The following is a 26,021-nucleotide window of genomic DNA, read 5'->3' on the forward strand; positions in this document are numbered from 1 at the left end:
CGTGCCCTGGGGCTCGATGAGCGGAGTGAGTACGGGCCGCAGCCGCTCGGCGACCGCCGGGTCGGTCCGTTGGAGCTCCTCCAGGAGCACGGCGGCCGAGGCACCCAGGGCACGGCGGACCCAGGATGTGCCGCCGCGCCCCGGACCGGGGCTGTCACGCCGTCGACAGGGGCCCTCGGCCCGCCGGCCGGGACGGCTGGGGCTTGCGGCCCACTGCGCCGTAGGCGTCCACGTCCGGCAGATGCGGCGCGCCGTCCGGGGCGGGGCGCCAGCGGGTGACCTGGACGACTCCGGGCTCCGCTGTCTCCAGCCCGTCGAAGAATCCGGCGATCTCCGCCACTTCGCGCACATGGTAGGGAATCGCCCCGCTGGAGTTGTACGCCTCGGCCGCCGCGATCATTCCTGTGCTGGTGGCGGTGGAGTCGCAGACCACCAGATGGCTGCCGGGGGCCAGTTGCTCCATATAGCGTGCGACCAGCCCTCGCGCCCGCTGGTAGTCGCCGACATGCCCGAGGACGCTGAGCAGCATCAGGGCGACCGGCCGACTGAGGTCGAGGGTCGCGGCGGCTTGTTCCAGGACGGCGTCGGGCTCGTGGAGATCGGCGTCGATGAAGGCGGTCCTCCCCTGCGGGGCGCTGGTGAGCAGGGCGCGGGCATGGGCGAGGACGAGCGGGTCGTTGTCGACGTAGGCGATGCGCGCGTCGGGCGCCACGCGCTGGGCGACCTCATGGGTGTTGTCCGCGGTCGGGAGTCCGGTGCCGATGTCCAGGAACTGGCGGATGCCCTGCTCCCGCGCCAGATACTCGACGGTCCGGCCGAGGAACTGTCTGCTGGTGCGCGCGACGTCGGCCAGACCGGGGAAGATCGTCTTGATGTGGTCCCCGAGCGCCCGGTCCACCTCGTAGTTGTCTTTGCCTCCGACGAAATAATTCCAAAAACGCGCCGAATGAGGCGTTCTGGTGTCGATACGGGCCCTCATGTCCTCGGCTGCGGGCCTGGGGTAAGGGTCGGGTATCACAACGCCTCCTGCGGAGCATCGTTCGGACGAGCGGGCGAGCGGGCCCAACCTAGCGGTTGAGCCCTGTCGCACCGTGATCGTTCCGAAGATGTGTCGCAGGCCGGGGTGGGGCAGGGCAGGGCAAGGCGGAAGGGGCACGCCTCCCCCGGCGAGGCGATACCCCGCGGCCTCGCCGGGGGTATCGCCTCGCGGCGGCGGCGGGATCGGCTCAGCCCGTACCGGCACGCTCCTGGACGAGGTCGAGGAAACGCTGGAGCCCGTACCGGCTGTGGTCGAGGAAGAGATTGGGCTCCACGAGCTCAAGCTCCATCACGACCGGCGATCCGTCGTCGCCCAAAGCCATATCGATCCGCGCGTACAGCAGAGGATCCCGCCCGGGTACGGCCGCGAGCGCGGCTTCGGCCAGCTCCAGCTCGGCGGGGCCCGGTGTATGGGGCACCGGATCGGGGTGCGCCACCCGGTCGTTGTCTATGACGCCTATGTCGGTCAGGACCGGCCCCTTCCGGATCGCGTGGCTGAACACGCCGCCGAGGTAGACCAGTGCCCGCTCGCCTTCGTCGATCCGGGTCAGATACGGCTGCACCATGGCGGTTGATCCAGCGGCGTGCAGTGCGGCGATATGCCGTGCCGCCAGGTGGTGCTGGTCCTCGGTGTACCGCGCGCTGTCGCGCGCGCCCGCCGAGACGGCGGGCTTGACGACGAACTGGCCGCGCTCCGGGAGGCCGATGTCCGTGTGCGGGGCGATGAGCCGGGTCGGGACGGTCGGGACGCCATGGCCCGCGAGGTCCAGCAGATAGCTCTTGTCGGTGTTCCAGCGCACGATCCCGGCCGGGTTGTCGAGACGCGTCGTGGCCGCGACCGCATCGGCCCAGGCCAGAAACTCCGGTCTGCGGTCGGTGTACCCCCAGGTGGATCGTATGACCACGGCCGCGCACCGCGACCAGTCGAACCCTTCGGCGTCCCAGGCCACCGCCACGGCGTCCAGACCGCGTTCGCGCAGCGCCGCGACCATCGGCGGCAGATCCGCGTCCAGCTCCAGTCCTATGGCCGATGTGGCGAGCGCCACTCGCGGTGTGCTGGGCATTCTTACCTCCGGAAACGTCCCCGTACGGCCTGCGCCGTCCTCGGCCGATCAGCGTAGGGCCTCTCCGCTCTCCGGGACACGGAATTCGGAGCGGCACCGCCGGCGACGGGTCATATGCGCATACGCGCTGCTCAGCACCCGTGGCCGACGTACACCGCGAGAGGCCGCAGCCCAGCCTTATTCGGGTTCGGCCATCGCCTCGACGAGTTCCGGGAGTTGACGCAGACGAGCCACCGTCTGATTCAGCAGCCGCACCGCGTCGTCGGCCCTCGCGCGTCCGATGGGCGACGGCTGAGGTGCGGCACTGGCCTGGTCCTTCAGTTCTTTGAGCAGTTGCCCGATGCCAATGGATCCCGTGCTGACATCGCGAATCAGGGCTTCGATGCGATCCACCAGGTCGGCCTTCTGGAGTGGGGCCGCAGGCAGGGTGCCGGAAGCCTCGCTCCCGACCGTCCCTGGAGTGTGCCCCGCCGCGATGGAACCCGCCGGGTTCGGCAGCTGGACTCCCTGGGCGGGCAGCGCACCAGGGGGGGCCGGTGTACGCGACGCCGCCCCCGTTCCGGCGGACGCGGCGGGATCGCCCGAGGTCATGGGTGCGGGCTGCGCGGGTGCCAGACGACGGGCCGGGGCAGCGGAGACACGAGGGGCGGGCAGCGCAGCCGCCTTACGGGGCCGCGTTCCCGTCTCCTTGGGGAATTCCAAGTCGATCCAGAGAGCGGTCATCTCCCGGCCGGGCTCTGGAACGCCTGACAAACGTACGCGCCGGGGACGGCGATCCCCCTCGTCCATCGCCGCGGCGAGCTCCCTCAGAACGCCGACCGCCTGCTTCCTCTTCTTCTCATGGCGCAGCGCTTGCAGGACGTTCAGAACGCTCCGCCGTGCCCGTCGCACGTGCTCGCCCGAGTCGGTGATGGCTTCCTGTCCGTCCAGCGACCCCCGGTCCGCCTCGATGAGGTCGAAGGAGGCCAGCCAGTGTGCGGCACGGTAGGACACCAGCTCCTCGAAGGCGCTGTCGTCGGTGTCTGCGGAAGCCAGCAGGTCGGAGAGTGCCCGCCCGGAGAGGGCCACCCCTTCACGGACCTTGAGGCTGAACATCTGCCCGATCCTCGGATTCCATGGCTTCGGATAGCTCAGGGAGGTGAGCGCCGACCACGTCCGGGCACGCTGGTTGATCTCGTCCGCTTTCAACGTGGAGGGGGGGCCTTCGCTGAGCGCGCGCCGCAGCAGATGACGTTTATAGGGGTCGACGGTGAACAGCTCTTGCAGGAGCGCCATGGAGCGGAGGTCGCGCAGCTCGGAGACCGACATATCCGGCCGGGCTCCGGGGAGTTCGCGGATGGGGGCCAGCCCGGAGAGCACCTCCGCGGTCTTCTCATCCATCTGGCCGTGGGCGACGTACATCCCCAGGACGCTGCGCCCCAGGGCTCGGGAGCGGTCCACCGGATCGAACTCCAGCGGTGGATGCACATGGTCACGGCGGTTGCTCATCTGCACGATGCGATACAACCGCTGCGGGGTTGGCGTCCCGACGACGAGCTGAGCGTCCACCACGGCGACGGACGCCGCGCGCCGCGCCCTCGACATGGACTGAGGGTCCGAATCATCCGTCGATTCGGCGAATTCCTTGTTGAGCAGAGCGGAGAACTCCGCAAGCCAGATATTCGGATCGAAAACGATCTCATCTCCGGCCCGGCCCAGCTTCCCGGCCGGGACACCAGAAAGAACGTCACGGGAATTCAGATGAAAGATCGACTGTCGCGCTTGCGTTCTATTGTTGCCGCGGACGGCCATCCACCCCCAGTACGCCTCTGGGAAGATCGGATTGCCATCCGCATCCGTCTCCGGCTTCTCCCGGAGCCGCACTTGTTGCGGTACATACATACCGGGTTCCTGCTGCCCGTTAAGAACAAGGTCTTCCTCTAGGTCGTACGTTCGAACTTGATCACGCTTCGCCAATGCGTCCGCCGCGTCTTCAGCCTCCAGCAGCAGCGCCTGTCGATCCTGAACGAAACTCTGCAGCGCCGCGAGGAATTGTTCGCCCCCTTGCCCATCAGGGTGACTCCATGGCTGGACAGCAGCAAGCGCCTTATCCGTCTCCCGCCCTACAGTCGGATCCGCGACAGAACGCCAGATCGAACTAATGCGCTCATTGTGACTCCACTGCACTCCCCCAACACCATGCATACGTACGGACATCACCACCATGTCGCCAGCGTCCGTTCGAATGCGCCGCACCGCACCACCCTTGAGCCTCCGTACACCCCCCTCATCCGGCTCACCGAGCGTTTCCTCGGGATCTACGATGAAGGGGGCCACGTTCTCCAGTGCCGCGCGCGGAAGGTTGACGCCGTCAGTTGCCAGCACGGCGTCAACCCAAGCCTGCTGCCTCTCACGAGAGGGAGGCAGTAGGAAGGGAGTTTCGATAGAAAGATCAGTCACATCAACCTCTTATCATAGTTTACGAATGAACCACATAATGCCCCGGGTGATCCACACAAAACCCCAGACAATCACATACACGATCTTGATCGAGGCGATCCACGTCTTAGGGATCGAGGCAATCCACCCCTTAATGCGAGAACGCCAGACACGAAAGAACTCCCGGCAATTCCTTCGACCTTCTTCTGGTGACGACTCCCGCAACCCCATGATCAACTCCCCCGCTACGACCGGATCATTAACAGCGCCGCCAGCCTGGCAGATCCCGGGTCGCATCGCTAGCGAAACAGCGACCCACCACTCGCACGGGGTAGCCGGTCGCACACCCTTCCGTATGCAACTGGCCTTCTAAATTAGAAGACGAGCGCGCAGGATCCTATAGGGATCTGAATTACAGATGTTCAGCTAACCCGTCACTCACCCTTAAGGGTGAATTTAATTGACGAACACTCTGCGGACATGGTAAATAACCCTCTTCAAAAGAGGGACAGGGTCGGGCAGGAACGCCCGGTCAGGCCAGCGGCGTGTCCCGGCGCAGCAGCGGGAGGTGCTTGTCCACCGCCTTCTTCCAGGAGCCGTCCGCCTGCATCTTCTCCAGCGCGGTCTCGATCCCCGCCTTGAGGTGACTCTCCTGGCGAATGCCGATCCCGTACCGTTCCTCGGTGAGCCGGAAGCCGCCGAGCCGGTACTTGTCCGGGTTCTGGGCGGCGTACCCGGCGAGGAGGGCGTCGTCGGTCGTGACGGCGTCCACCGCGCGGTTGTTCAGGTCGGTCAGACACCGTGTGAAACTGTCCCGCTCCTCGATCAGGGCCTCGGGAGCGACCTTCGTTTCGAGGTTGCGCAAGGAGCTGGAACCCACGACCGAGCAGACCTTCTTGCCGTTCAGATCCGCAGCCCTGGCTATGGACATGTCGTCCACCCGCATCAGGATGTCCTGCCGGGCCACGAGATAGGGGCCGACGAAGTCGACCTCCCCCTTCCGTCTGTCGTTCATCACGTACGTGGCCACGATGAAGTCGACCTCTCCTCTCACCAGCATCTCTTCGCGTTCGGAGGCCCCGGCTTCCTTCCACGTGATGTCGTCCGGGTCATGGCCGAGCGCACGGGCGATATAGGTCGCCACATCCACGTCGAAGCCCTTGTACCCGCCCTTCCCGTCCTTGAGCCCGAGGCCGGGCTGGTCGAACTTGATCCCGATGGTGATCTTCTGGCCGTCGTTCGCTCCGGCGGTCCGGGAGCCGGTGCTCTTCCCGCCGCCGGAGCTGTTCGTGTCGTCGCCGTCTCCCGGGAGCAGGTTCCACAGGAGTACGCCGCCGAGCGACATCGCGACGACGGCCGCCGCGTACACCGGAACGCGCCGTCGCCACATCGGCGTCGGCCGGGGCGGCGAGGGCGGGGAGACGGAGTCAGGAACAGGGGCAGAGGCGGAGGCAGAGGAGGACGGTGTACGGGCCGGAGGCGCGAGCGGGTACGAGGTCGGAGTGCCGGGCGCGGACGGCGCCGCCGCCTCTGCCTCCGCCGTCGCGAGCAGCGCCTCCAGCGTCCCGGCGTCCGGCCGCGCCTCCGGATCCCGGACCAGTACGGCCGTCAGCGCCGCGGTCAGCGGGCCCGCCTTGCTCGGCGGCGGCACCTCCTCGCTGAGGACCGCGGCGAAGGTGGCCAGCGGGTTCGCGCGGCGCAGCGGATGGTGCCCTTCGACGGATTCGTACAGCATCAGGGCGAGCGACCAGAGGTCGGCCGCCGGTCCGCCGTCCTGGCCGCTGACGCGTTCGGGGGCCATGTAGTCGGGTGTGCCGATGACGGAACCGGTCACGGTGAGCGCGGCGGAGTCCCGGATCGCCGCGATGCCGAAGTCGGTGAGGACCGGACGGCCGTCCGGTCGCAGCAGGACGTTCGCGGGCTTGATGTCCCGGTGCTGGATGTCCGCGGCGTGTGCGGCCCGGAGCCCGGCCAGCACCCCGCGCCCCACCCTGGCCGCCTCCTGAGGAGTGAGCACGCCCCGGTTGAGCCGGTCCTGGAGGGAGCCTCCGGGGACCAGTTCCATGACGAGCCATGGATAGGCGTGCTCGCCGCTGTCCACGATGTGATGAATCGTCACGACATTGGGGTGGTCGATCCGCGCGAGCGCCCTGGCCTCCCGCAGGACGCGGGCGCGCAGTTCGCGGGCGCGCTCGGGGTCGTACTCGGCCAGCGCCGGGTCCGGCGGGCGTACCTCCTTGAGCGCCACCTCACGGTGCAGCACCAGATCACGCGCCCGCCACACCAGCCCCATGCCACCGCCGCCGAGCCGTGCTGACAGCTCGAACCGGCCGTCGATCACCTGCGCCACGCACTCCCCCTCAAACCCCGGTCAGGGCCCCGAACTCCGGTCACCACGAACCCCGGCGCTCCCCGGACCGGCACTCCTGCCCGACTCTGCCACACCAGAAGGACGCCGACACCGGGAACGCCCCACAGCCGCCCGCGCCCGCTGCCGCGAAGATCCTCAGCGGAGAGCTCCAGCGGAGATCCCCAGCGGAGCGGGACCCAGCGACTGTCCGCCGAGCGGGCGGTGGGCCGAAAAGGCCCGTGCGGTCCGGGAATCCGGTTGACAGGCTGGGATCATGAATCAGCACGACGATGCCCCCGGCTCCGCCACCACGCCCGGGACGGCAGCCTGGCTCACCAGGCCCGTCACCGCGGATCTGCTGCGCGGCGCGCTCGATCTGGAGCGTACCGAGCACGGGCTGCTGCCCCACCGGCTGCCCGCCCGGGCCCGCGCGCAGTGCGCCGACCGACAGCTGGCCACGGCGGAGTCCCAGCCCTCCGGCGTGCGGGTGGTCTTCCGTACCCGGGCCACCGCGGTCGAGCTGGAGACGCTGCGCACCAAGATGGCCTACCGGGGCGCCCCGCCCCGTCCGGACGGTGTGTACGACCTGCTCGTGGACGGCCGACTGACCCGGCAGTCCGGTGTGACCGGCGGCGATGTCCTGATGGTGGACATGTCCACCGGGGCCGTGGAGACCCTGCCCGGCCCGGCCGGCGCCGTCCGGTTCACCGGTCTTCCCGACCGGGTGAAGGACATCGAGATCTGGCTGCCGCACAACGAGATCACCCAGCTGATCGCGGTGCGCACCGACGCCCCCGTCGAGGCCGTGCCGGAAGACGGCCGCACCGTATGGCTGCACCACGGCAGTTCGATCAGTCAGGGCTCCGACGCGGCCAGTCCCAGCACGACCTGGCCGGCGCTGGCCGCCTCCCTCGGCGGTGTGGAGCTGATCAACCTCGGGCTGGGCGGCGCCGCCCTGCTCGATCCGTTCACCGCCCGCGCCCTGCGGGACACCCCCGCGGATCTGATCAGCGTCAAGATCGGCATCAACCTGGTCAACGCGGATCTGATGCGGCTGCGTGCCTTCACCCCGGCGGTGCACGGCTTCCTCGACACCATCCGCGAGGGGCACCCCACCGCTCCGCTGCTGGTCGTCTCGCCCATCCTCTGTCCCATCCACGAGGACACCCCCGGCCCCAGCGCCCCGGACTACGCGACGCTCAGCACGGGGAGGCTCCAGCTCCGGGCCGCCGGCGACCCCGCGGAACGGGCCGACGGGAAGCTGACGCTCAACGTCGTCCGGGACGAGCTCTCCCGCATCGTGGGACAGCGCGCGGCCGACGACCCGAACCTGCGGTATCTCGACGGCCGCGACCTCTACGGCGCGGCGGACTTCGCCGAACTGCCGCTGCCCGACCAGCTCCACCCGGACGCCGCCTCCCATCTCCGGATCGGCGAGCGCTTCGCAGCCCTGGCCTTCGGCCCCGGCGGACCCTTCGCCGCCGAGCCCGCGTGAAGAAACAGCGAAGGTCCGTTCGACCCATACGCAATCTTGTACGGTTCCGCTGGTACGCCCCTCGGCGCGGCTCGCAGCCGCAGCGCCGAGGCGGCGTACTGCCTGTTTCCCAGGCCATTCGTCCTTCAGAGAGGAAGACGATTGAGGAACCGAATACGCCGCCTGTTCGCCTCGGCGTTCATGGCCGGCGCCATGACGCTCGGACTGGCCACCGTCTCGACCTCCCCCGCGCAGGCCGCCGACGCCCCGTGCACGGGCACGGTGTCCCTCTACGGGGTCCTGCCCGACGGTCGCCTGACGTTCTCTCAGATAGCCCCCGCCACGGGCAACCGGTTCAAGACCCACATCGGGCCGGATCTGGGCTTCACGCCCAAGGCGATGGCGACGCTCAACTTCAATACGATTCTGGTCACCGACACGGCGGGCACGTTGTACCGCGTCGATGTGAGGACGAACAATCTCTCACTCGCCCTGCTGAACGACCCGGTCCCGATCGGCACCGGCTGGACGCACGACAAGCTCGTCTACGACGGGCACGGCCATCTCTACGGCACCGCGGGCGGCACGCTCCTCCAGTACCTGGTCTCGCAGGACAAGCCCGCAGGCTCCCAGCACATCGGGCAACGGCGTGAGATCGGCGGCGGGTTCGTCCTGAAGACCCTCGCCTCATCCGGCGATGACCGGCTGATCGCCACGACGGCCGACGGCCGTCTGCTCCAGTACAGGATCAACGCCGCGGGCGGCTGGTCGAGCGCCGAGCTGATCGCCTCGGGCTGGTCGGGCTTCACCCATCTCGTCTCGCCCGGCGGCGGCCTCTACTACGGGGTGACCGAGGCCAACGGCATGTACTGGTACCAGGACCGCAATCCGGCGGACCAGTCGGGCGCCGACATCGAGTACCACAACAACGACCCGGTGGACGCCTCCGGCTGGACCCAGACGCTGCTGTCCGCGGACCCGGAGACGGCCCGCTGCGCCAGCGACGCCTACGCCTATGTGCTCCCCCGGGGAGCCGTGGCCCGCGCCGAACTGGACGACCCGCACCACGACTACCCCGCCATCGACATCCAGATACCGACCGGGACTCCGGTCTACGCGGTGACCTCCGGGACGGTGAGCCACGTCGGCGGCGGTTACGGCAACGGCATCCAGGTCAACGGCGCCGACGGGGCCACGTACATCTACGGGCATCTGGACTCGCGCGGCGTCGCCGCCGGGGCGACGGTGAGCCCGGGGCAGTATCTCGGCGAGTCGGGCAACACCGGCAACTCCACCGGCCCGCATCTGCACTTCGAGATCCGGACGGACGGCGTCAAGCGGTGCCCGCAGACCATGCTGCTGGCGCTCTACGACGGCCTCACTCCGCCCGCCCCGACCTCGCTGCCCACCTCGGGATGCAGCTACTGACCCACGGCGCACGGCCGTCGTCCGCGCGTACCGCACGGGACTGACGGCCCGGGCCGCCCCGCCGGGTCCCGGCGGGGCGGTCCGGCCGGGGAGGGTCACCGGGCCGGGGGCGGCGCCTCGAAGCTGGTGAACGCGCTCCGCTTCGGCAGCCGGTAGATCTCGCGTCCGCTGATCGCGTTGAGGATGGTGGCGTTCCGCACCGCGCCGATGTCCAGGTTCGGGGAGGAGACGCCGTGGGCGTGGGTCTCCGCGTTGGCCACGAAGACCCGGCCGGTGACGCCCTCGGCGAGCTCGACCGAGTGGTCCAGCCGCACCTGGTGACGGCCTCCCGCGTCCCGCAGCAGCAGGTCGTCGATCGGGTTCAGGAACGCGGGCGGGCGATTGCGGTAGCCGGTCGCCGCCACCACCAGGTCGGTGATGTGCTCGAAGAGCTGGCCGGTGTCACGGTGCCGGCAGGTCAGCACCGTACGCCCCGCCGGGTCCACGGCCGCGGACTCGACCGTGATGCCGAACCGCAGTTCCACCTCGGCCAGTCCGTGCTCCAGCTGGCGCCGGTAGAGCAGTTCGTGGATCTCTTCGAGGGTGTCGGTGGAGATGCCCTTGTAGAACTGCCACTGCTCGCGGGTGAGCCGGTCCCGTACCTCCTCCGGCAGGGAGTGGAAGTACTGCATATACGCCGGGGTGGTCATCTCCAGGACCATTTTGGTGTAGTCCAGCGGCGCGAACGAGGCGGTGCGGGTCAGCCAGCTCACCGCGGGGCCGCCCTCCAGGTTGCGGCCGAGCAGATCCGCCGCGACCTCGGCTCCGGACTGGCCCGAGCCGACCACCGTGATCTTTCCGGCGCGGCTCACATCGGCCGCCCGGTGGACATAGTCGGAGGTGTGCAGCAGTGCCGAGGGCGGCAGGTCCGACAGGGCCTCGGGGGTGTACGGCGCGGTGCCGATGCCGAGGACCAGATTGCGGGCGGTCATCCGCAGCCGGGTGCCGTCGCCGCGTACGGAGAGCACGGTGAAGCACTCCTCGGCGGCGTCCCAGCGGACCTCCTCGACATGGTGCGAGAAGCGCACCGAGGGCAGTCTCGCCGCCGCCCAGCGCAGATAGTCCTCGTACTCACGGCGGGACGGGAAGAAGTTCTCCCGCACCGTGAAGGTGTAGAGCCGGTCCATGTCGTGGAGGTAGGTGAGGAACGACAGGGGGTGTCCGGGCGCGACGAGGGTGACGAGGTCGGCGAGAAAGTTCACCTGCATCGAGGCGTTGCCGAACATCATCCCGCGGTGCCAGGTCAGCTCGGGCTGCTCCTCCAGCACCACCAGGTCGAGATCGTCCACGGTGGAGGCCAGTGCGGCCAGGCCCAGGTTGAAGGGCCCGCAGCCGATGGCGATCACGTCGTGCCGGCTGATGATGTCGTCGGTCATCGGGGCAGATCTTTCTCGTGGCGGGGACGGATGAGCAGCGCGGCGGTCTTCTCGGGGAAGGCGATCTCTCCGGCGGTGTGGAATCCCGCGGCGGCGAACGCCTTGAGCGACGGAGTGTTGGTGACGTCCGGCTCGGCGACCACCCGGTCGCACGCGGGGTCGGCGGCGAGCAGGCCGTCGGCCAGCGCGCGCAGCAGGGACCGGCCGAGGCCCTGCCCGGTGCGGGCGGCCTCGCCGATGGCGATGTGCAGACCCAGGTCGTGGTCCCGGTGCGGATATTTCCCGGCGATCCGGTCGCGTACCACCCGGTAGACCTCGATGTACGCGAACGGGCTGCCGTCGTGCTCCACCAGGAGGGGCAGGATCGTATCGCCCGCGAGGTGTCCGGAGATCTCCTCCGCCCAGCGTTCACGGGGCCATGCCTGGTGCCAGAAGGCGTCGATGTGCGGCGACTGCATCCAGCCGTGCACCAGGTCCAGATCGGGGCCGTCGGCCTGGGCGGCGTGCGCCGACCAGGGTCCGTCCAGCACGGGGAGCGGCGGTCCGGGGACGGCGGCGGCCGGCTGGTCCCTCTGCTGACCTGCGGTCATACGGCTGCCTCCTGAAGCGGGTTGGGGGCGTCGAGGTAGACCGACTGGGCGTCGAGGGGCGCGAGGACCTCGTCGATGCCGTACAGCCGGGTGAGGAGATTGCCCTTGCACGGCAGGGTGTCGGCCTCCAGCCAGCGGCGTGCCAGCCGGTCGCCGTCGGGGCCGGCCTGGGCGAGGGCGGGCAGGGCCGCGCGCAGCCGGTCGGCGAGTACGGCGAGCAGGTTCCGCTCGTCCGCGAGGCCGTCGACCGCGAGGCAGCCGATGACCGACAGGACCTGGTTGCGCAGCAGGTAGTACGACAGCCGGTCGTCGACGAGGGCGTCGTCCACCACGGCCAGCGTGGAGGAGTCGGCGCCGAGCCGCTCCAGGAGGCCGGGCAGATAGGAGGCGGCCAGATAGTAGCCCTGGTTGTCGCGGAACGTGCCGCCGGTCACCCGGCCCCGCTCGTCCAGCCGGACCAGGGTGTTCTGCTGGTGGGCCTCCAGGCCGATGCCGGTGGCGGCGTACAGGTGCAGCATGGGCACCAGCACCTTGTCGGTGTAGTCGGCCGTCCACTGCTCGGCGGCTCCGGAGCCGAGGCCGGCCACCAGCTCGCCCAGCGCGCTGCGTCCGAGGCCGGGCCGCGGCGCCACCAGGCCCACCAGAGTGCGCAGGTCGGCGATGTCGCGCGGCACCTCGCGCACGGCGACGTCGAGGCCGGTGACCTCCGGTCCGCCCGGGCGTCCCGGTTCGTCCACCGCGAGCCAGGCGGGGTCGCGGGTGATGGCGAAGCCGGGGTGGGCGCGGAAGGTGTCGTCCGCGTACCCGGCGTCGAGGAGCCGGTTGATCTCCAGGCCGCGGAGCAGCTCGGTGCGGGTGGACTCGCGCCGGGAGTTGGTCAGGCGCAGGCCCAGCGAGAGTTTCAGCATCACGCCCGCGTCCGGCTGGTACACGGTGCGCACGCTGGAGGTGGGCCACCACTCCGGGCCGAGCTCGCCGAGCGGTTCGAGCGCGCCCGAGGCGACGAGTGCGGCGATACGGGGGCGGTGCAGCAGGTCCCGGGCCTGCCAGGGGTGGGCCGGGACCAGTACCCGGCCGTCGTCCAGCCGGTGCTCGGCGAGGCCGGCGAGGAGGGCGACGGTGTCCTGTCCGGCCAGGGACGGGGCGCCGTCGACCGCGTCGTGCGAGACGATCGACGCGTCGGCGGCGAACCAGTGCAGCCGGAAGGAGCCGCGCAGCTCGGGTGAGAACGCTGCCGCGTCGTTGTCCGAGATGCCGTCGCGGCTCTTGGGCGCGGGGTGGTTCAGATGCCCGAGCAGCAGGGCCTGTTCGGCGTCGAGGAAGCCGTCGACGCCGGGCGGCGGCTGCGGGTGTTTGCGCCGGTCGGCGATGAAGGAGGCGACGCGGCGTACGGACTCGGCGGTGCGCTCCACCAGGTCGGCGACCTCGCCGGACGGGACCCCGCCGGGGCGGCTGCCGCTCCCGGCTGCCGCTTCGGTGGAGAGCAGCGCGACGGCCGTCACGGGGTCGGCGCTCTCGCCCAGCGGGCCGCCCGGGCCCAGCAGGCGGACGGGGGCGAACCGGTGCCAGCCGGTGGGCGAGCGGTGGGTCACCTCGGTGACGAGGGCCAGTCCTGCGGTGGGGAGTTCGATCCGCAGCGGTCCGGGGGCGACCGGTGTGCCGGTCTCCAGGAGCCAGCAGCGCAGCAGGGCTTCGAGGTGGGCGTGTTCGGCGGCGCCCCGGGGGTCGGGCTGGTGGAGCGGGTCGGCGGTGGGAGCCGCGGTCGCGGTCACGCTCATGCGGCGCTCTCCTCGGTCAGTCGTACGCAGGCGCGGCCGGCGTCGAGGACGGCGTCCACGAGGCCGTCGATGTCGTCGGCGGTCGCGGTGGGGTTGAGCAGGGTGAATTTCAGGCAGACCCGCTGGGGGGAGCCGGGTCCGCCGGAGCGGACCTCTGTACGCCCGATGAGCGCGCTCCCGGACTCCAGCAGCCGGCGGCGCAGGGCGCCGTTGAGCCGGTCGGAGTCCGCGGGGTCCCCGCCGCGGTAGCGGAAGACCACCGTGGTCAGCTCGGCCGGGGCGACCAGCTCCAGCTCGGGCTCTTCGAGGATGCGGTGCTCGGCGTAGCGGGCGAGGTCGTGGCAGATCTCGACCATGCGGCCCATGCCGGTGCGGCCGTGGGTCAGGAAGGTGGCGGCGGCCTTCACGGCGTCGGGGCGGCGGGTGGTCTGCAGGCTGCGGCCGAGCAGTCCGTCGTAGCCCGCTTCGGAGTCGTCGGTCGGGTTGAGGTAGGCGACCTCGCGGTCGAGCGCGGTGAAGGCGCTCGTGTCGGAGACCAGCAGCACGCTGGTGGCGGCGGGCTGCCAGCCGATCTTATGCAGGTCCAGGGTGACCGAGTCGGCCAGTTCCAGACCGGCCAGCCGTCCGGCCAGCCGCTCGGAGAAGAGCGCGCCGAAGCCGTAGGCCGCGTCCACATGCATCCAGATGCCGCGGTCCGCGGCGATCTCGGCGATCTGCGGAAGCGGGTCGATGGAGCCGAAGTCCGTGGTCCCGGCGGTGGCGACCACCGCGAGCGGCGTCTGGTCGGGGGTGAGCGCGGCCAGGGCCGCGGCCAGCGCCTCGGGCCGCATGCGCCGCCGTTCGTCGGTGGGCACGGGGTGGACGGCCGCCTCGCCGAGCCCGAGGGCGGCGCAGGCGCGCTGCACCGAGAAGTGGGCGAGCTCGGAGCAGAACACGACCGGTCCGGGCAGGGCGGCGACGCCGTCCTGCCGGGCGTTGAGGCCCAGCCGGAGGGCGGCGGCGTCCCTGGCGAGCAGCAGGCCGAGCAGGTTGGAGAGCGAGCCGCCGGGGGTGAGGACGCCGTCGGCGCGCTTGCCCAGTCCGGCGAGGTCGATCAGTACGCCGATGAGCCAGCGTTCGACGGCGATGGCCGAGGGCCCGGAGTCGTAGGTGTCCAGCGAGGCGTTGGTGGCGCTCGCCAGGGCGTCCGCGGCGACGGCGACCGCCAGCGACGGCGGTTGCAGATGGGCGGCGGCCCGGGGGTGGGACAGGTCGATTCCGTGCTCGGTGAGCGTGGTGGCGAGCAGTTGGAGCGCGGCTTTGCCGCCGAGCCCCTCGGCGGGGAGCCGGGCCGGGCCCAGTGCCTGGGCGGCCGACAGGAGTACGTCGGCGGGTGCGCCGGCCGGTATGGGTCCGGTCGGCCGGGCGGCGGCCCGTACGGCGTCGATGGCTTCGCCGAGCGCGGCGAAGACCTCGGTCAGGCCCTCGCTGGAGCCCGCGAGCAGCGACGGCGGGAAGGACGGATGGATCGAAGGTGCTTCGGTGAGCGGTATCACGCCCATGCCTCCTCAGGCCTCTGCCAGCGGGTTGGGATGTGTGCCGTTCGGATACAGCGCGTGGCGCAGCGCGCGGTCGCCGTACCGGGTGACCACGATCCGGTCGCGGTTGAGGCCGTACCGGGGGATCTCGGGGGTGAGCAGGTCGTACTCGGCGAACCGGTCGGACAGTTCGGGGAAGCGGGCCTGGAAGTCGAGGATGGTCTGGCGGACCAGGCGCCAGAAGGTCTCCTCGGGTACGCCCAGCTGGTCGGCGCAGAGGGGTGCGAGGTAGCGGAAGTGGCCGACGAAGACCTGGTCCACGACGTGCTGGCGGATGATCGACGGGTGTTTGCGCGGCAGGACGTGGTCGTGTCCGTCCGGCTCGGGGCCGCGCTCGGGCACGTCGGTGAAGGAGACGCATACGTCGTCGACGAAGTCCTTCAGATACAGGCGGGTCGGCACGTCGTTCTCGTCGTAGCCGATCAGCGTGTTCTGGCCGTGCGGGTTGAAGGTGACGCCGTACCGGTAGAGCACGTGCATCAGCGGGACGAGCAGGGTGTCGAAGAGCCGTCGCAGCCATTCCTGCGGGTCGAGGCCGGAGGCGCGGACGAGTTCGGCGACGAAGGCGTCGCCGGTGTGGTCGACGTGGAGCAGCGAGGCGAAGGTGCGGACGCGCTCGTCGGGGTCCTTGCGCGCGGTGACGGAGTCGCGCCAGATGCAGCCCAGGGTCTCCAGGTGCTGGTAGGGCGCGTCTTCGAGCTTGGAGAGGTAGGGGTGGCGGACGGTGACGGAGGCGACTTCGCCGAGGAAGACGGTCCGGCAGGTCTCGGTGAGGAACGCGTCGCGCTCCACCAGTCCGCGCAGCCACTGGGTGACGACGGGCGCTCCGACGGTGCAGTGCGGGGGTATGCCCCGCCAGACGAGGGTGTTGAGGATTTTCAGCGGGAGTTTGACGTCGTACCGCTCGGCGGTGGTGACGTTGGCCATCGTGCGGATGGACTGGCCCGGCAGATAGGCGTCCGGGCTGTCGCCGAGGGGGATGATGCGCCGCTGGGCGATGTCGGACGCGTGCAGGATCTGGACGGCGTGGTCCCACTGCCAGGGGTGGACGGGCATCCACACATAGCCCTGCGGGTCGACTCCGGCCGCCTCCAGGACCGCGGTGAAGCGGGCCCGGGTCACCTCGTCCAGTTCGCGGGCGAGGACCTCGTGTTCGGACAGTTCCGAGGTGCCGCGGAATTCGGCGAGGCCGCGGTGGACGGCGACCCACTGGAGCCTGAGCGACTGGGCCGACTCGGGGGCGTATTTCTGGACGTCGGTGGCCGAGAAGCCGATGCGGCCCTTGTTCGCGACGAGGAGGTTATGGCCCGTCATACGGCATTCGAGCTCGGTGTGGCCGAGGGTGCGCAGCTCGGCGACGGTCTCGCCGCCGTGGGTGATGCGGGCGGCGTCGACGGCGAGCGTGGCGGACAGCTCGGTGAAGTACGTGGCGATCGTCGAGGGGTCGCTGCCCAGGGTCGAGGCGGCTTCGAGGAGGAACTGCTGTGCGTCCCAGGCGGGTTCGGCCACCGAGTTCCCGAGCATGCTGGTGGCGGTGCGGGTGATCGACTCGGGGTCGACGCGCAGCCAGCCGAACGCTCCGCGGGCGGCGTTGAACGCGTAGGTCGTACCGCTGTCGAGATCGACGCGGTAGCCGCCGTCTCCGGTCTCCGCCGCCTTGAGCATGTCCTCGAAACACCACTCGCCGATCGCTTTGGCGAGAAGCCGGCGATTGGCCTCCCGCCAGGCCGCGGGGGCCACTTCGGGCAGAGCGGGAACAGGATGGTCAGGGGGGATGGGCATCAAACAGCTCCGTAGTTCCGATTGATCGGATCGCCTGGGCACAGTCCGCCCGGGCCGGAGTTAGGTTAGGCAAACCTCATCTAGCCAGCAAGATCGATTTTCGGCCACATCAAAACTGACAAGCCATCAGCTGGTTTACCTAGGTTAGGCTAACCAAACTCCCCCCTTATGGCCTTCTTCTTTCGAGGTGATCAGCGGTGCCCTCCTGCCGTCGCACTCCCCGGTGGACTTTCGCCCTGGTCAGCGCCGGTGGCGTGATGATGACCCTGGACGTGACCATCGTGAACGTCGCGCTCTCGGACATCGCCCGGGATCTTGAAGCAGGGCTCGGCAGAGTGCAGTGGACAGTGTCGGCTTACTCACTCGCGTTCGGGGCGCTGTTGCTCACCGCGGGGGCGGTCTCCGACCGCATAGGGCGGCGCACGGTGTTCACCGCCGGAATGGCGCTCTTCACCCTCGCCTCGGCCGGCTGCGGACTGGCCCCCGACGCGGGCACCCTCATCGTCGCCCGGGCCGCCCAGGGCCTGGGCGGGGCCATGGTGTTCGCGCCGACGCTCGCGCTCCTGGCGGCTGCCTACGAGGGCGTCCGCCGACAGGCCGCGATCGCGGCGTTCGCGGCCATCGCCTCCGCCGCCGGAGCGCTCGGGCCGCTGGTCGGCGGTCTGTTCGTCGAGACCCTCGGATGGCGGTGGATCTTCCTGGTCAATGTGCCGATCGGCCTGCTGGTCGTGGTCGGCGCCCTGGCCCGGATGCCCGAGTCCGCCGCGCCGCGCGAGACGCGCCGGCGGATCGACGCGCTCGGCGCCCTGCTGGCCGTCGGCACCCTGCTGGCCCTGCACTATCCGCTGGTCACCGGCCCTGAAGTCGGCTGGACTGCACCGGAGGTGCTCGGTTCCGCGGCCCTGACCGTCGTCCTCGCCGTGGCCCTGGTGGCCAGTCAGCGGCGGGACGGCGGGCTGATCGACATGACGCTGCTGCGCATTCGCGCCTTCTCCGGAGCGGCCGTACTGGGGTTCCTCGCGCGGATGTCCAGCCTGGGCGTCCTCGCCTTCACCACGCTCTGGCTGCAGAGCACCCATGGGTACTCGCCCCTCGAAGTCGGCCTCCAGCTGCTGCCGCTCACCGGAAGTCTGCTGGTGGCGGGCCTGTTCGTCGCACGGCTCCAACGCGTCTTCGCTCCTGACCAGCTGGTGGCCGGCGGCTTCGCGCTCCAGGGGCTCGGGCTGCTCGCGCTGGCCGCCGCGGGGGCGGGCGCGGGGCAGGCCGTGACGGTCACCGGGCTGGTGCTGCTCGGCGTCGGAGGGGCCGTCATCTTCCCGCCGCTGATGGGCGTGGCGGTGAGCGCGGCGCCCGCCGAGCGGGCCGGGATGGCCTCGGGACTGACCAACGCCTGCTACCCGCTGGGCACCGCGACCGGAGTGGCCGTCTTCGGGGCCCTGTTCTCCGCCCGTCTGGAGTCCGGGGTGGACGTCGCCCCGGCCTCGTGGCCCGCGGTCGAGACCGGGCGGTTCGAGCTTCTCGACCCCTCGGTCCAGCCGCTCGCCCGGTCGGCCTTCTCCGACGCCTTCTCCGCCGTCTCTCTGGCCGCCGCCCTCGTCTGCCTGCTCGGCGTGATCGCCGCACGCACGCTCAGGCCGGACGCGGAGCCCGTCGACGGCGATGCCGTGAAGAGCCCCGCGTCCCCGGTCGCTCAGGCGTCCTGAGTCGGTGGTGCGCGCGGCCGGGTGCTCCGGCCGCGCGTCCCGGTTGCTCAGGCGTCCTGAGTCAGTGGTACGCGCGGGCCGGGTGCTCCGGCCCCGCGTCCCCGGTCGCTCAGGAGTCCTGAGCCCGGCCCCGCGTCCCGGTCGCTCAGGCGTCCTGGGTCCGGCGCAGCAGCCACACCAGATACGGGGCCCCGAGCAGCGCGGTGACGATGCCCACCGGGATCTCGGTGGGGGCGAGCAGCCAGCGGCCGAGCGCGTCCGCCGAGACGACCAGCACGGCGCCCAGCACCGCGGCCATGGGCACCATGCGCCCGGTGCCGTTGCCGACGATGCGCCGGGCGAGGTGCGGTGCGACCAGTCCGACGAAGCCCACCGCGCCGACGGCCGCGGCGGTGCCCGCCGCCAGCACGGCGCCGGCGCCGAGCACCAGCAGCCGGGCCCGGCCCAGGTCCAGGCCGAGCGCGCGCGGGAGTTCGTCGCCGAGGGGGAGCAGATTCACCGGCCGCGCCAGCACCACGAGCAGCACCGCGACCAGCGCCGGCAGGGCGAGCCAGCCGAGCGCGGTGAAGTCCCGGGCGTAGGTGCTGCCCGCGAGCCAGCTGAGCGCGGCCGAGATGTTCATCTGCGCACTGACCACCAGGATGTTGACCAGGGCCATCGAGGTGGCGGCGGCCCCGATGCCGACGAGGACCACCCGGGTCGGGTCCAGCCCGGAACGGCCGCCCTCCCGGCTCCCCCGGGCCACGAAGACCACGAGGGCCAGCATCAGCACGCCGCCGATCCCGGCGGCGGCCGGCAGTGCGACCGCCGGGGCCGAGGGGACGACGATCATGACCAGGACCGCGCCGAGGGAGGCCCCGCCGGTGACGCCGACGAGACCGGGCTCGGCCAGCGGATTGCGTACGACGGCCTGGACGGCGGCGCCGGCCACGGCCAGACAGGCTCCGGCCAGGGCTGCCACCAGGACGCGCGGCAAGCGGTAGTCCACGACGGCCTCGGTGGCCTCCTCGGCGGAGCCGAACAGCGCCGCCACGAGCTGGCTCCAGCCGATCTCCACGTCGCCGAGCCGCAGCGACACCATGATCGCCACAGCCAGGGCGGCCAGTCCGGCGCCGAGCGCGATGGCGTAGGCGGGGGTCCGGCGCTGCCCGGAGACGGTGACCGCGGCGCCGGTGTCGGCGTCGCCGGTGCTGACCCGGCGGGCGAGCAGCATGAAGACCGGACCGCCGATGAGGGCGGTCACCACGCCGACCGGGATCTCCGAGGTGTAGACGGCGGACGGCGGCACGACCAGCTGAGCCGCCGCGTCCGCCGTCAGCAGCACCGTGGCGGCGAGCAGCGCCGCCATCGGCAGCAGTTGGGCGTGCTTGCGCATGCCCAGCTGCCGGACGATGACGGGCGCGATCAGTCCGATGAACCCGATCGGGCCGGCCAGCGAGACCGCCGAGGCGGAGAGCAGCACCGCGACGAGGAAGGCGGCGGGGCGGACGCGTTCCACCCGTACGCCCATCGATTCCGCCGTCTCGTCGCCGAGTGCCAGCAGATCGAGGGGGCGTGCCAGCAGCGGCGCGATCAGCGCGCCGGCCAGGACGACCGCGCCGAGCGTCAGCGGCCGTTCCAGCCCCGACTGCATCAGGGTGCCGTTGCCCCAGAAGAACAGCCCGCGGGTGGCCTGGAGATCGATCATCTGGAGGAACTCGGCCGCCGCGGTGGCCGCCAGGGCGACGGTCGCCCCGGCGAGCAGCACCTTCCCGGGGGTGAGCACGCCGCCGCTGCTGAGGAGGTAGACCACGCCGACGGCGAGGAGGCCGCCGAGGAAGGCGGCGCCGCCGGTCGGCAGCGGGCCGAGGCTCGCCCCGGTGAACGCCACCAGCACCACGGCGAAGTAGGCGCCCGCGTTGACGCCCAGGGTGTCGGGGGCCGCCAGGGGGTTGCGGGTCGCTCCCTGGACCAGGACTCCGGAGACTCCGAGGGCGATGCCGACCACCAGGCCGGTCAGGGTGCGCGGCAGCCGGCTGCCGACCAGGACGTCCCAGGTGCGGGGGTCCCCGTTGCCCATGATCAGGTCCACGATGTCGCCGAGCCCCACGCCGGAGGCGCCGAGGCTGAGGTGGAGCACGGCGACGAGACAGAGTACGAGAAGCAGGGCGCCGCCCACGAACGGGGCTGGTGGGCGGCGGCCGAGCAGACGAGCGGGGGCGGTCATCAGACCTTCAGGGCCTTGCCGGTCTCGTCGAGGACGTGCAGCGCCGAGAGCGGACCGCCGAAGAGCCAGGTGCCGGGGTCGAGCGCGAGGACCTTGTCGTCCTTCACGAACTTCAGGCCCTTCCACACGGCGTTGTCCGCGAGATCGCCGGTGAAGGGGTTGTCCTGCTCACTGGCGACGTAGAGGAAGGTGCTGTTCTGGTCGGCCTTGGTCAGACCCTCGACGCCGACCGTGGTCATGCCCCAGGCGTCGCCCTTGCCCTTCCAGCCGTTCTTCAGCCCGGCGAGGTTCAGCACCTGGGGCGTGATGGCGTCGTCGGTGAGCAGCCGCATCGAGGCGGTGCCGTTGGCGGTGAAGCCCTGGGCGACGGTGTAGGTGAGGCCGCCCTTGTCCGCCTTCTCCAGCCGGGTCCTGAGGCCGGCGGCCTCGGTCTCGATCCGCTGGGTGACCTCGGTGGCCTTGTCCTCCTTGCCCACCGCCTTCGCCAGCTCGGTGAAGTTCTTCTTCATCGTCTCCAGCTGCGGCTGGGTGGTGTACGTGAACGCCACCACCGGGGCGATGTCCTGGAGCGCCTTGAGGTTGGCCTTCGACCGCTCGTTGTCGATCACGATGAGATCCGGATTCAGCGCCCTGATCTTCTCCAGGCTCGGCTCATTGCGGTCGCCGACGTCGGTGACGCCGTCCGGCAGACCGGCGCCCTTCGCGGTGATCCAGGTGCCGTAGCCCTTGTTGTCGGCGTTGCCCACCGGGGGCACTCCGAGGGCCACCAGCTCCTCGGCGTACGTCCACTCCAGCGACACCACCTTCGTGGCGGCCTTGTCCAGGCTGACCTTGCCCTGCGCGGTGTCGACGGTGATCTTGCCGCCGCCCGCCTTGGCCCCGCCGGACGTGTCGCCCGCGCTGTCGCCGGCCGTCCCGGACCCGCAGCCGGCGACCGTGAATATGAGTGCGGCGGCGGTGCCGCCCGTGACGAGGGCGCGCAGAATCCTCTGCATGGTGGAACTCTCCTTGGGTACGGGACGTGCAGAAAGTGCGGGTGAACCGCGGTGAAGGGGAGGCGCGGGATCAGGACTTGGCGATGGTTCCGGCGCCCGCATCGGCGCCGGACCGCTCCGGGAAGCAGGCGAGATATCCGGTCCGCGGGTCCCGGACGACATTGACCCGCAGGCCGAAGGCCCGGTCGATGACGTCAGGGGTCAGCACCTCCTCCGGTGTCCCGGAGGCCGTGATCCCGCCCTCCGCGACGACGACGACCTCGTCGGCGTAGGCCGCCGCCTGCATCAGGTCGTGCAGCACCACACCGCAGGCGATGCCGTGCTCACGAGCCAGTCGCCGGACGACGTCGAGCACCTCGAACTGATGCCTCATGTCGAGGTAGGTGGTGGGCTCGTCCAGCAGCAGCACCCCCGCGCGCTGCGCCAGCACCATGGCCAGCCAGGCGCGTTGGCGCTCGCCGCCCGACAGCTCGTCGAGCCGGCGGTCCGACAGGGGTGCGGCGTCGGTGACGTCGAGCGCCCACTCGATCGACTCGGCGTCCTCGCCGGTGTGCCGGGCGAGCGCGCCGCGATGGGCGTACCGGCCGTGCCGTACGAGTTCACGAACCGTCACCCCGGCCGGAGCGTGGGAGGTCTGCGGAAGGAACGCCAGACGCTGGGAGAGCGTACGGCGGGCCAGCCGCCCAAGGGGCTCTCCGTCGATGGTCACCTCGCCGCCGATCGGCGGCAGGAGACCTGCGACCGTACGCAACAGCGTCGACTTCCCACAGCCGTTGGGGCCGACCAGAACCGTGATCGCGCCGGACCGCAGCTCCAGATCGACCTGCTTGAGAACCGGGCGACCCGCGTGCCCGACGTCGAGACCATTCGCCACCAGGCGGACGTCATTCAAGGACACCGCATGCCTCCCCACCACCGAACTGACGTGGCCACCTTACAACTTAGGGAAGGCACACCTAAACTTTAAACGCCCTTCCGGCACCTTGTGATCGCGTCGAGACCTGGCGCACTACCGCGCGCCCCCCTGGTGCAACTCACGCCCCCCGGTTGCTTCTTCAGCCGTACTCCGGCATTTCGGGGCACATAACCCGCTTGCGACCGGTGGGCGGCCGAGCGCTCCGCAGGGTGGCGAGGAGGCCCGGCCCCGCCCGTGTCACGCCGTGCCGTCAGGAGGCGGCGGGCTCTGTTCCGCAGCCGCAGCCGCGGGGGCGCCGCCGTCGGGCCTGCGGCTCAGCTGTTCGTCCAGTTCGTCGAAGAGCAGCCCCTCCCGGCCCACGTATCCGGTGCGGTACGCCACCCGGGCGACCAGATGGGCGGCGACCGGGCCGGTCAGCAGCTGGAAGAACCCGATGAGCCCCAGGGTGCCGAGGTCGATGCCGCTGCGCAGCCGCAGCGCGACCCCGGCGAGCACCAGCAGCATGCCGAGCGACTGGGGGTTGGTGGCGGCGTGGCTGCGGGAGAGCACATCGGGCAGCCGCAGCATGCCGATCGCGCCGAGCAGGCTGACGGCCGCCCCGAGGAGGAGCAGCACCGCTCCGGCGGTGTCCGCCGTCTGCGCCCAGCCGCTCATCGCCGCTCCTCCCCCGGACCGGAACCGGGCCCCGGCTCCGGTCCGGGTTCCGTTCCGGGTGCGGGTTCCGTTCCGGGTCCGCGTCCCGGTCCGGAGGCCGGTGCGGTACGGGGGTCCGCGCCCGGCCGGTCCGGGGCGCGGTCGCGTACCGCGATGAAGCGGGCGATGCCCACCGAGCCGGTGAAGCCCAGAAAGGCCACGACCAGCATGACCGGGAAGTAGTAGGCGTCCCGGGTGAACGCGGACCGCACCCCGATCCCCGCGATCATGAGCGCGGCGCAGACGTCGAGGGCCATCGCCCGGTCCAGCATCGAGGGGCCGCGTGCGAGGCGCACCAGGACGAGCGCCCCCGCGACGAGGATCATCACGGCCGCCGCGGTCAGCAGGGCCTGGTCCACGGTCCGGGCCACGCTCATCGCCCCCCTCCCCCGGGCCGCGGGGCCGCACGGACCCGGTCGATCTCCTCATGGTCGCCGAACGCCCGCACGATCAGCTCCTCCATCCGCCATACCGAACGCCGGGCGCGGTCCGCCGCTTCCGGGTCGTCGGCCTCCAGGATGTGCACGAACAGGGTGGCGTTGGAGCGGCGTACCTCCACCACCGATCCGTCGGGGACGTTGGAGACGGCGACCGCCGTCGCGGTGAGCATCAGATCGCTGCGGCAGCGCAGCGGCACCGCGAGCACGGCCGCCCGGTAGGGCCTGCTGTCGAACATCTGGCGGGCGACCTTCACCCCGGAGGAGTACATGTCCGCCAGCAGACAGACCGCCAGCCGGGTGATCCCCAGCGGGTGCAGCCGCAGCCTCAGATCGACCACGGGCAGGGGGAAGACCAGACAGAGGACCACGGCGACCAGGACGCCGTTCAGGACATTGGCCCAGCTGAGATTTCCCCACAGCAGCACCCAGACGACGGTGAGCCAGGCGATCAGCGGCAGATCCAGGATCCGGCGGCGGCCCAGCACCACACAGCGGTAGGGAGGAAGGTCCGGGTCATGGAACCCGAGGGAGATCATGGGCGCGTCATCGGCCGAGCACCGCCTCGATATAGGGGGAACGTTCCAGGAGCTCCGCCGCCGCCCGGTCGGTGAGCGAGGTGAGCGGGCCGCCCAGCACCGTGTACGCGAGCGAGAGCAGCACCAGGGCCGCCGCGGCCCAGGTCATGGTGGGCGGCAGCCGGTCGGTGGTGACGGTGATGGCCCGGCCGAAGAGGGTGGCGGTCACGGCCTGTCCGGCGGGCCGTGACCGGCCGCCGCCGCCCGGGGGCCGCTCCGGGGGCGACGCGCCGCCCCGGTCGCCCTCCCGGAGTACGTCTCCGCCGCCGTCGCCGCAGTCGTCGTGGGTGTCCGGCTGCTCCAGGACCGTGCCCCGCGCGGGCCGGTCGGGCGGCGCGGTCCGCCAGAAGGCGAGATTCCAGACCTTGGCCATGACGTACAGCGTGATCAGACTGGTGAGGGCGGCGGCGGCGACCAGGGTGTACGACCAGCCGTCGGCCGTCGCGACACCGGCCCGCAGCAGTTGCAGTTTCCCGATGAAGCCCGACATCGGGGGGATGCCGGCGAGGTTCAGCGCGGGCAGGAGGAACAGCGCGGCGAGCGCCGGCGCCGCCCGGGCCAGTCCGCCGACCCGGGTGAGCTCGGTGGTTCCCGCGCGCCGCTCGATCAGGCCGGCGACCAGGAAGAGGGCGGTCTGCACGGTGATGTGATGGACGACGTAGACGATCGCGCCGCCGATCCCGTCGCGGGAGCCGAGTCCGATCCCGAAGACCATATAGCCGATATGGCTGATCAGAACGAAGGACAGCAGCCGCTTCAGATCGGTCTGGGCCACCGCGCCGAGCACCCCGATCACCAGCGAGGCGAGCGCTGCGGCCAGCAGCAGATGGCCCAGCCGGTTGCCGGGGAAGAGCAGGGTCTCCGTACGGAGCATGCAGTACACGCCGACCTTGGTGAGCAGTCCGGCGAAGACCGCGGTGACGGGGGCGGGCGCGGTGGGGTAGGAGTCGGGCAGCCAGGCCGCGAGCGGGAACACGGCGGCCTTCACCGCGAACACCGTCAGCAGCGTCCCCTCCAGCAGGGTCCGCACCCCGAGGGGCAGTTCCGCGAGCCGGACCGCGAGCTGGGCGAGGTTGACGGTGCCCGCCGCCGCGTAGGCCAGGGCGACGGCGGTGAAGAACACCATGGAGGAGATCAGCGAGACCACGACATAGGTCGAACCGGCTCTCAGCCGGGACCCGGTGCCGCCCAGGGTCAGCAGGACGAAGCTGGCCACGAGCATGATCTCGAAGCCGACGTAGAGATTGACCAGATCGCCGGCGAGGAAGATGCAGGAGACACCGGCCACCAGCACCAGATAGGCCGGGTGGAAGACGGCGAGCGGGGCCCGTTCGTCCCGGTCGGCCATGCCCTGGCCGAGGGAGTACACCAGGACGCACAGGGTCACCGCCGACGACACCGTGAGCATCAGCCCGGAGAGCCGGTCCGCGACCAGGGTGATGCCGAGCGGCGGGGGGAAGTCTCCCAGATGGACCGCGAGCGGACCCCGGGTGTCGGCGGCGATCAGCAGCAGGACGGAGAGGCCCAGCACGGCGGAGAGGACGACGACGCCGACCGCGCGCCGACCGCGGGGGAAGCG

Annotated in this window: 18 protein-coding genes and 1 pseudogene; 3 read left to right on the plus strand and 16 right to left on the minus strand. The window is 70.9% G+C overall.

Features of this window, described 5'->3' with window-relative positions:
• Positions 1-154: 154 nt before the first annotated feature.
• The 4 genes from FF041_RS00730 to FF041_RS00745 all read right to left on the minus strand — a co-directional run bounded on the left by FF041_RS00730 (position 155) and on the right by FF041_RS00745 (position 6,870).
• Positions 155-979 (minus strand): SAM-dependent methyltransferase, encoded by an 825-nt coding sequence (locus FF041_RS00730; protein ID WP_153520563.1) that lies wholly within the window; start codon positions 977-979, stop codon positions 155-157.
• Between the two features lie 247 nt (positions 980-1,226).
• Complete coding sequence (locus FF041_RS00735) at positions 1,227-2,102, minus strand: ATP-grasp domain-containing protein (RefSeq protein WP_153520542.1); 876 nt, start codon at positions 2,100-2,102, stop codon at positions 1,227-1,229.
• Positions 2,103-2,279: 177 nt separating this feature from the next.
• Positions 2,280-4,466: a hypothetical protein gene (locus FF041_RS00740; RefSeq protein WP_323390872.1), complete on the minus strand. Its 2,187-nt coding sequence runs from the start codon at positions 4,464-4,466 to the stop codon at positions 2,280-2,282.
• A 586-nt stretch (positions 4,467-5,052) separates the two neighbouring features.
• A complete protein-coding gene (locus tag FF041_RS00745; protein ID WP_407698090.1) occupies positions 5,053-6,870 on the minus strand; it encodes a bifunctional serine/threonine-protein kinase/glutamate ABC transporter substrate-binding protein in 1,818 nt (605 codons plus the stop codon).
• A 274-nt stretch (positions 6,871-7,144) separates the two neighbouring features.
• Here FF041_RS00745 and FF041_RS00750 point away from each other — a divergent pair, with 274 nt between their 5' ends.
• Positions 7,145-8,365, plus strand: a complete 1,221-nt coding sequence (locus FF041_RS00750; protein ID WP_153520543.1) for a GDSL-type esterase/lipase family protein — start codon at positions 7,145-7,147, stop codon at positions 8,363-8,365.
• Positions 8,366-8,545: 180 nt separating this feature from the next.
• Positions 8,546-9,772: a peptidoglycan DD-metalloendopeptidase family protein gene (locus tag FF041_RS38740; protein WP_228387953.1), complete on the plus strand. Its 1,227-nt coding sequence runs from the start codon at positions 8,546-8,548 to the stop codon at positions 9,770-9,772.
• Positions 9,773-9,867: 95 nt separating this feature from the next.
• Here FF041_RS38740 and FF041_RS00760 read toward each other — a convergent pair whose 3' ends face one another.
• Genes FF041_RS00760 through FF041_RS00780 form a run of 5 tightly spaced genes read right to left on the minus strand, consistent with a single transcriptional unit; the run spans position 9,868 to position 16,914 of the window.
• Positions 9,868-11,187, minus strand: coding sequence for a lysine N(6)-hydroxylase/L-ornithine N(5)-oxygenase family protein (locus FF041_RS00760; RefSeq protein WP_153485357.1), 1,320 nt, complete (start codon positions 11,185-11,187; stop codon positions 9,868-9,870).
• On the minus strand, positions 11,184-11,777 hold the full coding sequence (locus FF041_RS00765; protein WP_153520544.1) for a GNAT family N-acetyltransferase: 594 nt from the start codon (positions 11,775-11,777) through the stop codon (positions 11,184-11,186). The genes FF041_RS00760 and FF041_RS00765 overlap by 4 nt, the downstream gene beginning before the upstream one ends.
• Positions 11,774-13,555: an IucA/IucC family protein gene (locus FF041_RS00770; protein WP_153520545.1), complete on the minus strand. Its 1,782-nt coding sequence runs from the start codon at positions 13,553-13,555 to the stop codon at positions 11,774-11,776. The genes FF041_RS00765 and FF041_RS00770 overlap by 4 nt, the downstream gene beginning before the upstream one ends.
• Positions 13,552-15,096: a pyridoxal phosphate-dependent decarboxylase family protein gene (locus tag FF041_RS00775; protein WP_153520546.1), complete on the minus strand. Its 1,545-nt coding sequence runs from the start codon at positions 15,094-15,096 to the stop codon at positions 13,552-13,554. The genes FF041_RS00770 and FF041_RS00775 overlap by 4 nt, the downstream gene beginning before the upstream one ends.
• A gap of 6 nt (positions 15,097-15,102) precedes the next feature.
• The gene (locus FF041_RS00780) at positions 15,103-16,914 is read right to left on the minus strand and encodes an IucA/IucC family protein (protein WP_153520547.1); all 1,812 of its coding nucleotides are present in this window, start codon (positions 16,912-16,914) and stop codon (positions 15,103-15,105) included.
• 197 nt (positions 16,915-17,111) lie between these two features.
• On the opposite strand from FF041_RS00780, the gene FF041_RS00785 reads away from it, so the two are divergent.
• Positions 17,112-18,617, plus strand: a complete 1,506-nt coding sequence (locus FF041_RS00785) for an MFS transporter (RefSeq protein ID WP_153520548.1) — start codon at positions 17,112-17,114, stop codon at positions 18,615-18,617.
• Between the two features lie 145 nt (positions 18,618-18,762).
• On the opposite strand, the gene FF041_RS00790 is transcribed toward FF041_RS00785, so the two are convergent.
• The 7 genes and pseudogenes from FF041_RS00790 to FF041_RS00820 form a co-directional block, all read right to left on the minus strand.
• Positions 18,763-20,823, minus strand: coding sequence for an iron ABC transporter permease (locus FF041_RS00790; RefSeq protein WP_153520549.1), 2,061 nt, complete (start codon positions 20,821-20,823; stop codon positions 18,763-18,765).
• The gene (locus FF041_RS00795; protein ID WP_153520550.1) at positions 20,823-21,818 is read right to left on the minus strand and encodes an ABC transporter substrate-binding protein; all 996 of its coding nucleotides are present in this window, start codon (positions 21,816-21,818) and stop codon (positions 20,823-20,825) included. Before FF041_RS00795 ends, FF041_RS00790 begins: the two co-directional genes overlap by 1 nt.
• A gap of 367 nt (positions 21,819-22,185) precedes the next feature.
• Positions 22,186-22,734, minus strand: a pseudogene (locus tag FF041_RS40745) (ABC transporter ATP-binding protein); the annotation flags it as partial.
• A gap of 237 nt (positions 22,735-22,971) precedes the next feature.
• Positions 22,972-23,388: a monovalent cation/H(+) antiporter subunit G gene (gene mnhG / locus FF041_RS00805; protein WP_153520551.1), complete on the minus strand. Its 417-nt coding sequence runs from the start codon at positions 23,386-23,388 to the stop codon at positions 22,972-22,974.
• The gene (locus FF041_RS00810) at positions 23,385-23,804 is read right to left on the minus strand and encodes a monovalent cation/H+ antiporter complex subunit F (RefSeq protein ID WP_228387943.1); all 420 of its coding nucleotides are present in this window, start codon (positions 23,802-23,804) and stop codon (positions 23,385-23,387) included. Before FF041_RS00810 ends, mnhG begins: the two co-directional genes overlap by 4 nt.
• Positions 23,801-24,403, minus strand: a complete 603-nt coding sequence (locus FF041_RS00815; protein ID WP_153520552.1) for a Na+/H+ antiporter subunit E — start codon at positions 24,401-24,403, stop codon at positions 23,801-23,803. The genes FF041_RS00810 and FF041_RS00815 overlap by 4 nt, the downstream gene beginning before the upstream one ends.
• Before the next feature lie 7 nt (positions 24,404-24,410).
• Positions 24,411-26,021, minus strand: a 1,611-nt coding sequence (locus tag FF041_RS00820; protein ID WP_228387944.1) for a Na+/H+ antiporter subunit D, incomplete at its 5' end; no start/stop codon positions are given.

It is taken from the genome of Streptomyces jumonjinensis, assembly GCF_009600885.1.
Taxonomy (GTDB): Bacteria; Actinomycetota; Actinomycetes; order Streptomycetales; family Streptomycetaceae; genus Streptomyces; species Streptomyces jumonjinensis.

What these genes read in the sequence shown, in the direction of transcription:
- FF041_RS00730 (WP_153520563.1), bottom strand. Translation starts at nt 979, where the DNA reads ATGAGGGCCCGTATCGACACCAGAACGCCTCATTCGGCGCGTTTTTGG.
- FF041_RS00735 (WP_153520542.1), bottom strand. Translation starts at nt 2,102, where the DNA reads ATGCCCAGCACACCGCGAGTGGCGCTCGCCACATCGGCCATAGGACTG.
- FF041_RS00750 (WP_153520543.1), top strand. Translation starts at nt 7,145, where the DNA reads ATGAATCAGCACGACGATGCCCCCGGCTCCGCCACCACGCCCGGGACG.
- FF041_RS38740 (WP_228387953.1), top strand. Translation starts at nt 8,546, where the DNA reads ATGGCCGGCGCCATGACGCTCGGACTGGCCACCGTCTCGACCTCCCCC.
- FF041_RS00760 (WP_153485357.1), bottom strand. Translation starts at nt 11,187, where the DNA reads ATGACCGACGACATCATCAGCCGGCACGACGTGATCGCCATCGGCTGC.
- FF041_RS00765 (WP_153520544.1), bottom strand. Translation starts at nt 11,777, where the DNA reads ATGACCGCAGGTCAGCAGAGGGACCAGCCGGCCGCCGCCGTCCCCGGA.
- FF041_RS00770 (WP_153520545.1), bottom strand. Translation starts at nt 13,555, where the DNA reads ATGAGCGTGACCGCGACCGCGGCTCCCACCGCCGACCCGCTCCACCAG.
- FF041_RS00775 (WP_153520546.1), bottom strand. Translation starts at nt 15,096, where the DNA reads ATGGGCGTGATACCGCTCACCGAAGCACCTTCGATCCATCCGTCCTTC.
- FF041_RS00780 (WP_153520547.1), bottom strand. Translation starts at nt 16,914, where the DNA reads ATGCCCATCCCCCCTGACCATCCTGTTCCCGCTCTGCCCGAAGTGGCC.
- FF041_RS00790 (WP_153520549.1), bottom strand. Translation starts at nt 20,823, where the DNA reads ATGACCGCCCCCGCTCGTCTGCTCGGCCGCCGCCCACCAGCCCCGTTC.
- FF041_RS00795 (WP_153520550.1), bottom strand. Translation starts at nt 21,818, where the DNA reads ATGCAGAGGATTCTGCGCGCCCTCGTCACGGGCGGCACCGCCGCCGCA.
- mnhG (WP_153520551.1), bottom strand. Translation starts at nt 23,388, where the DNA reads ATGAGCGGCTGGGCGCAGACGGCGGACACCGCCGGAGCGGTGCTGCTC.
- FF041_RS00810 (WP_228387943.1), bottom strand. Translation starts at nt 23,804, where the DNA reads ATGAGCGTGGCCCGGACCGTGGACCAGGCCCTGCTGACCGCGGCGGCC.
- FF041_RS00815 (WP_153520552.1), bottom strand. Translation starts at nt 24,403, where the DNA reads ATGATCTCCCTCGGGTTCCATGACCCGGACCTTCCTCCCTACCGCTGT.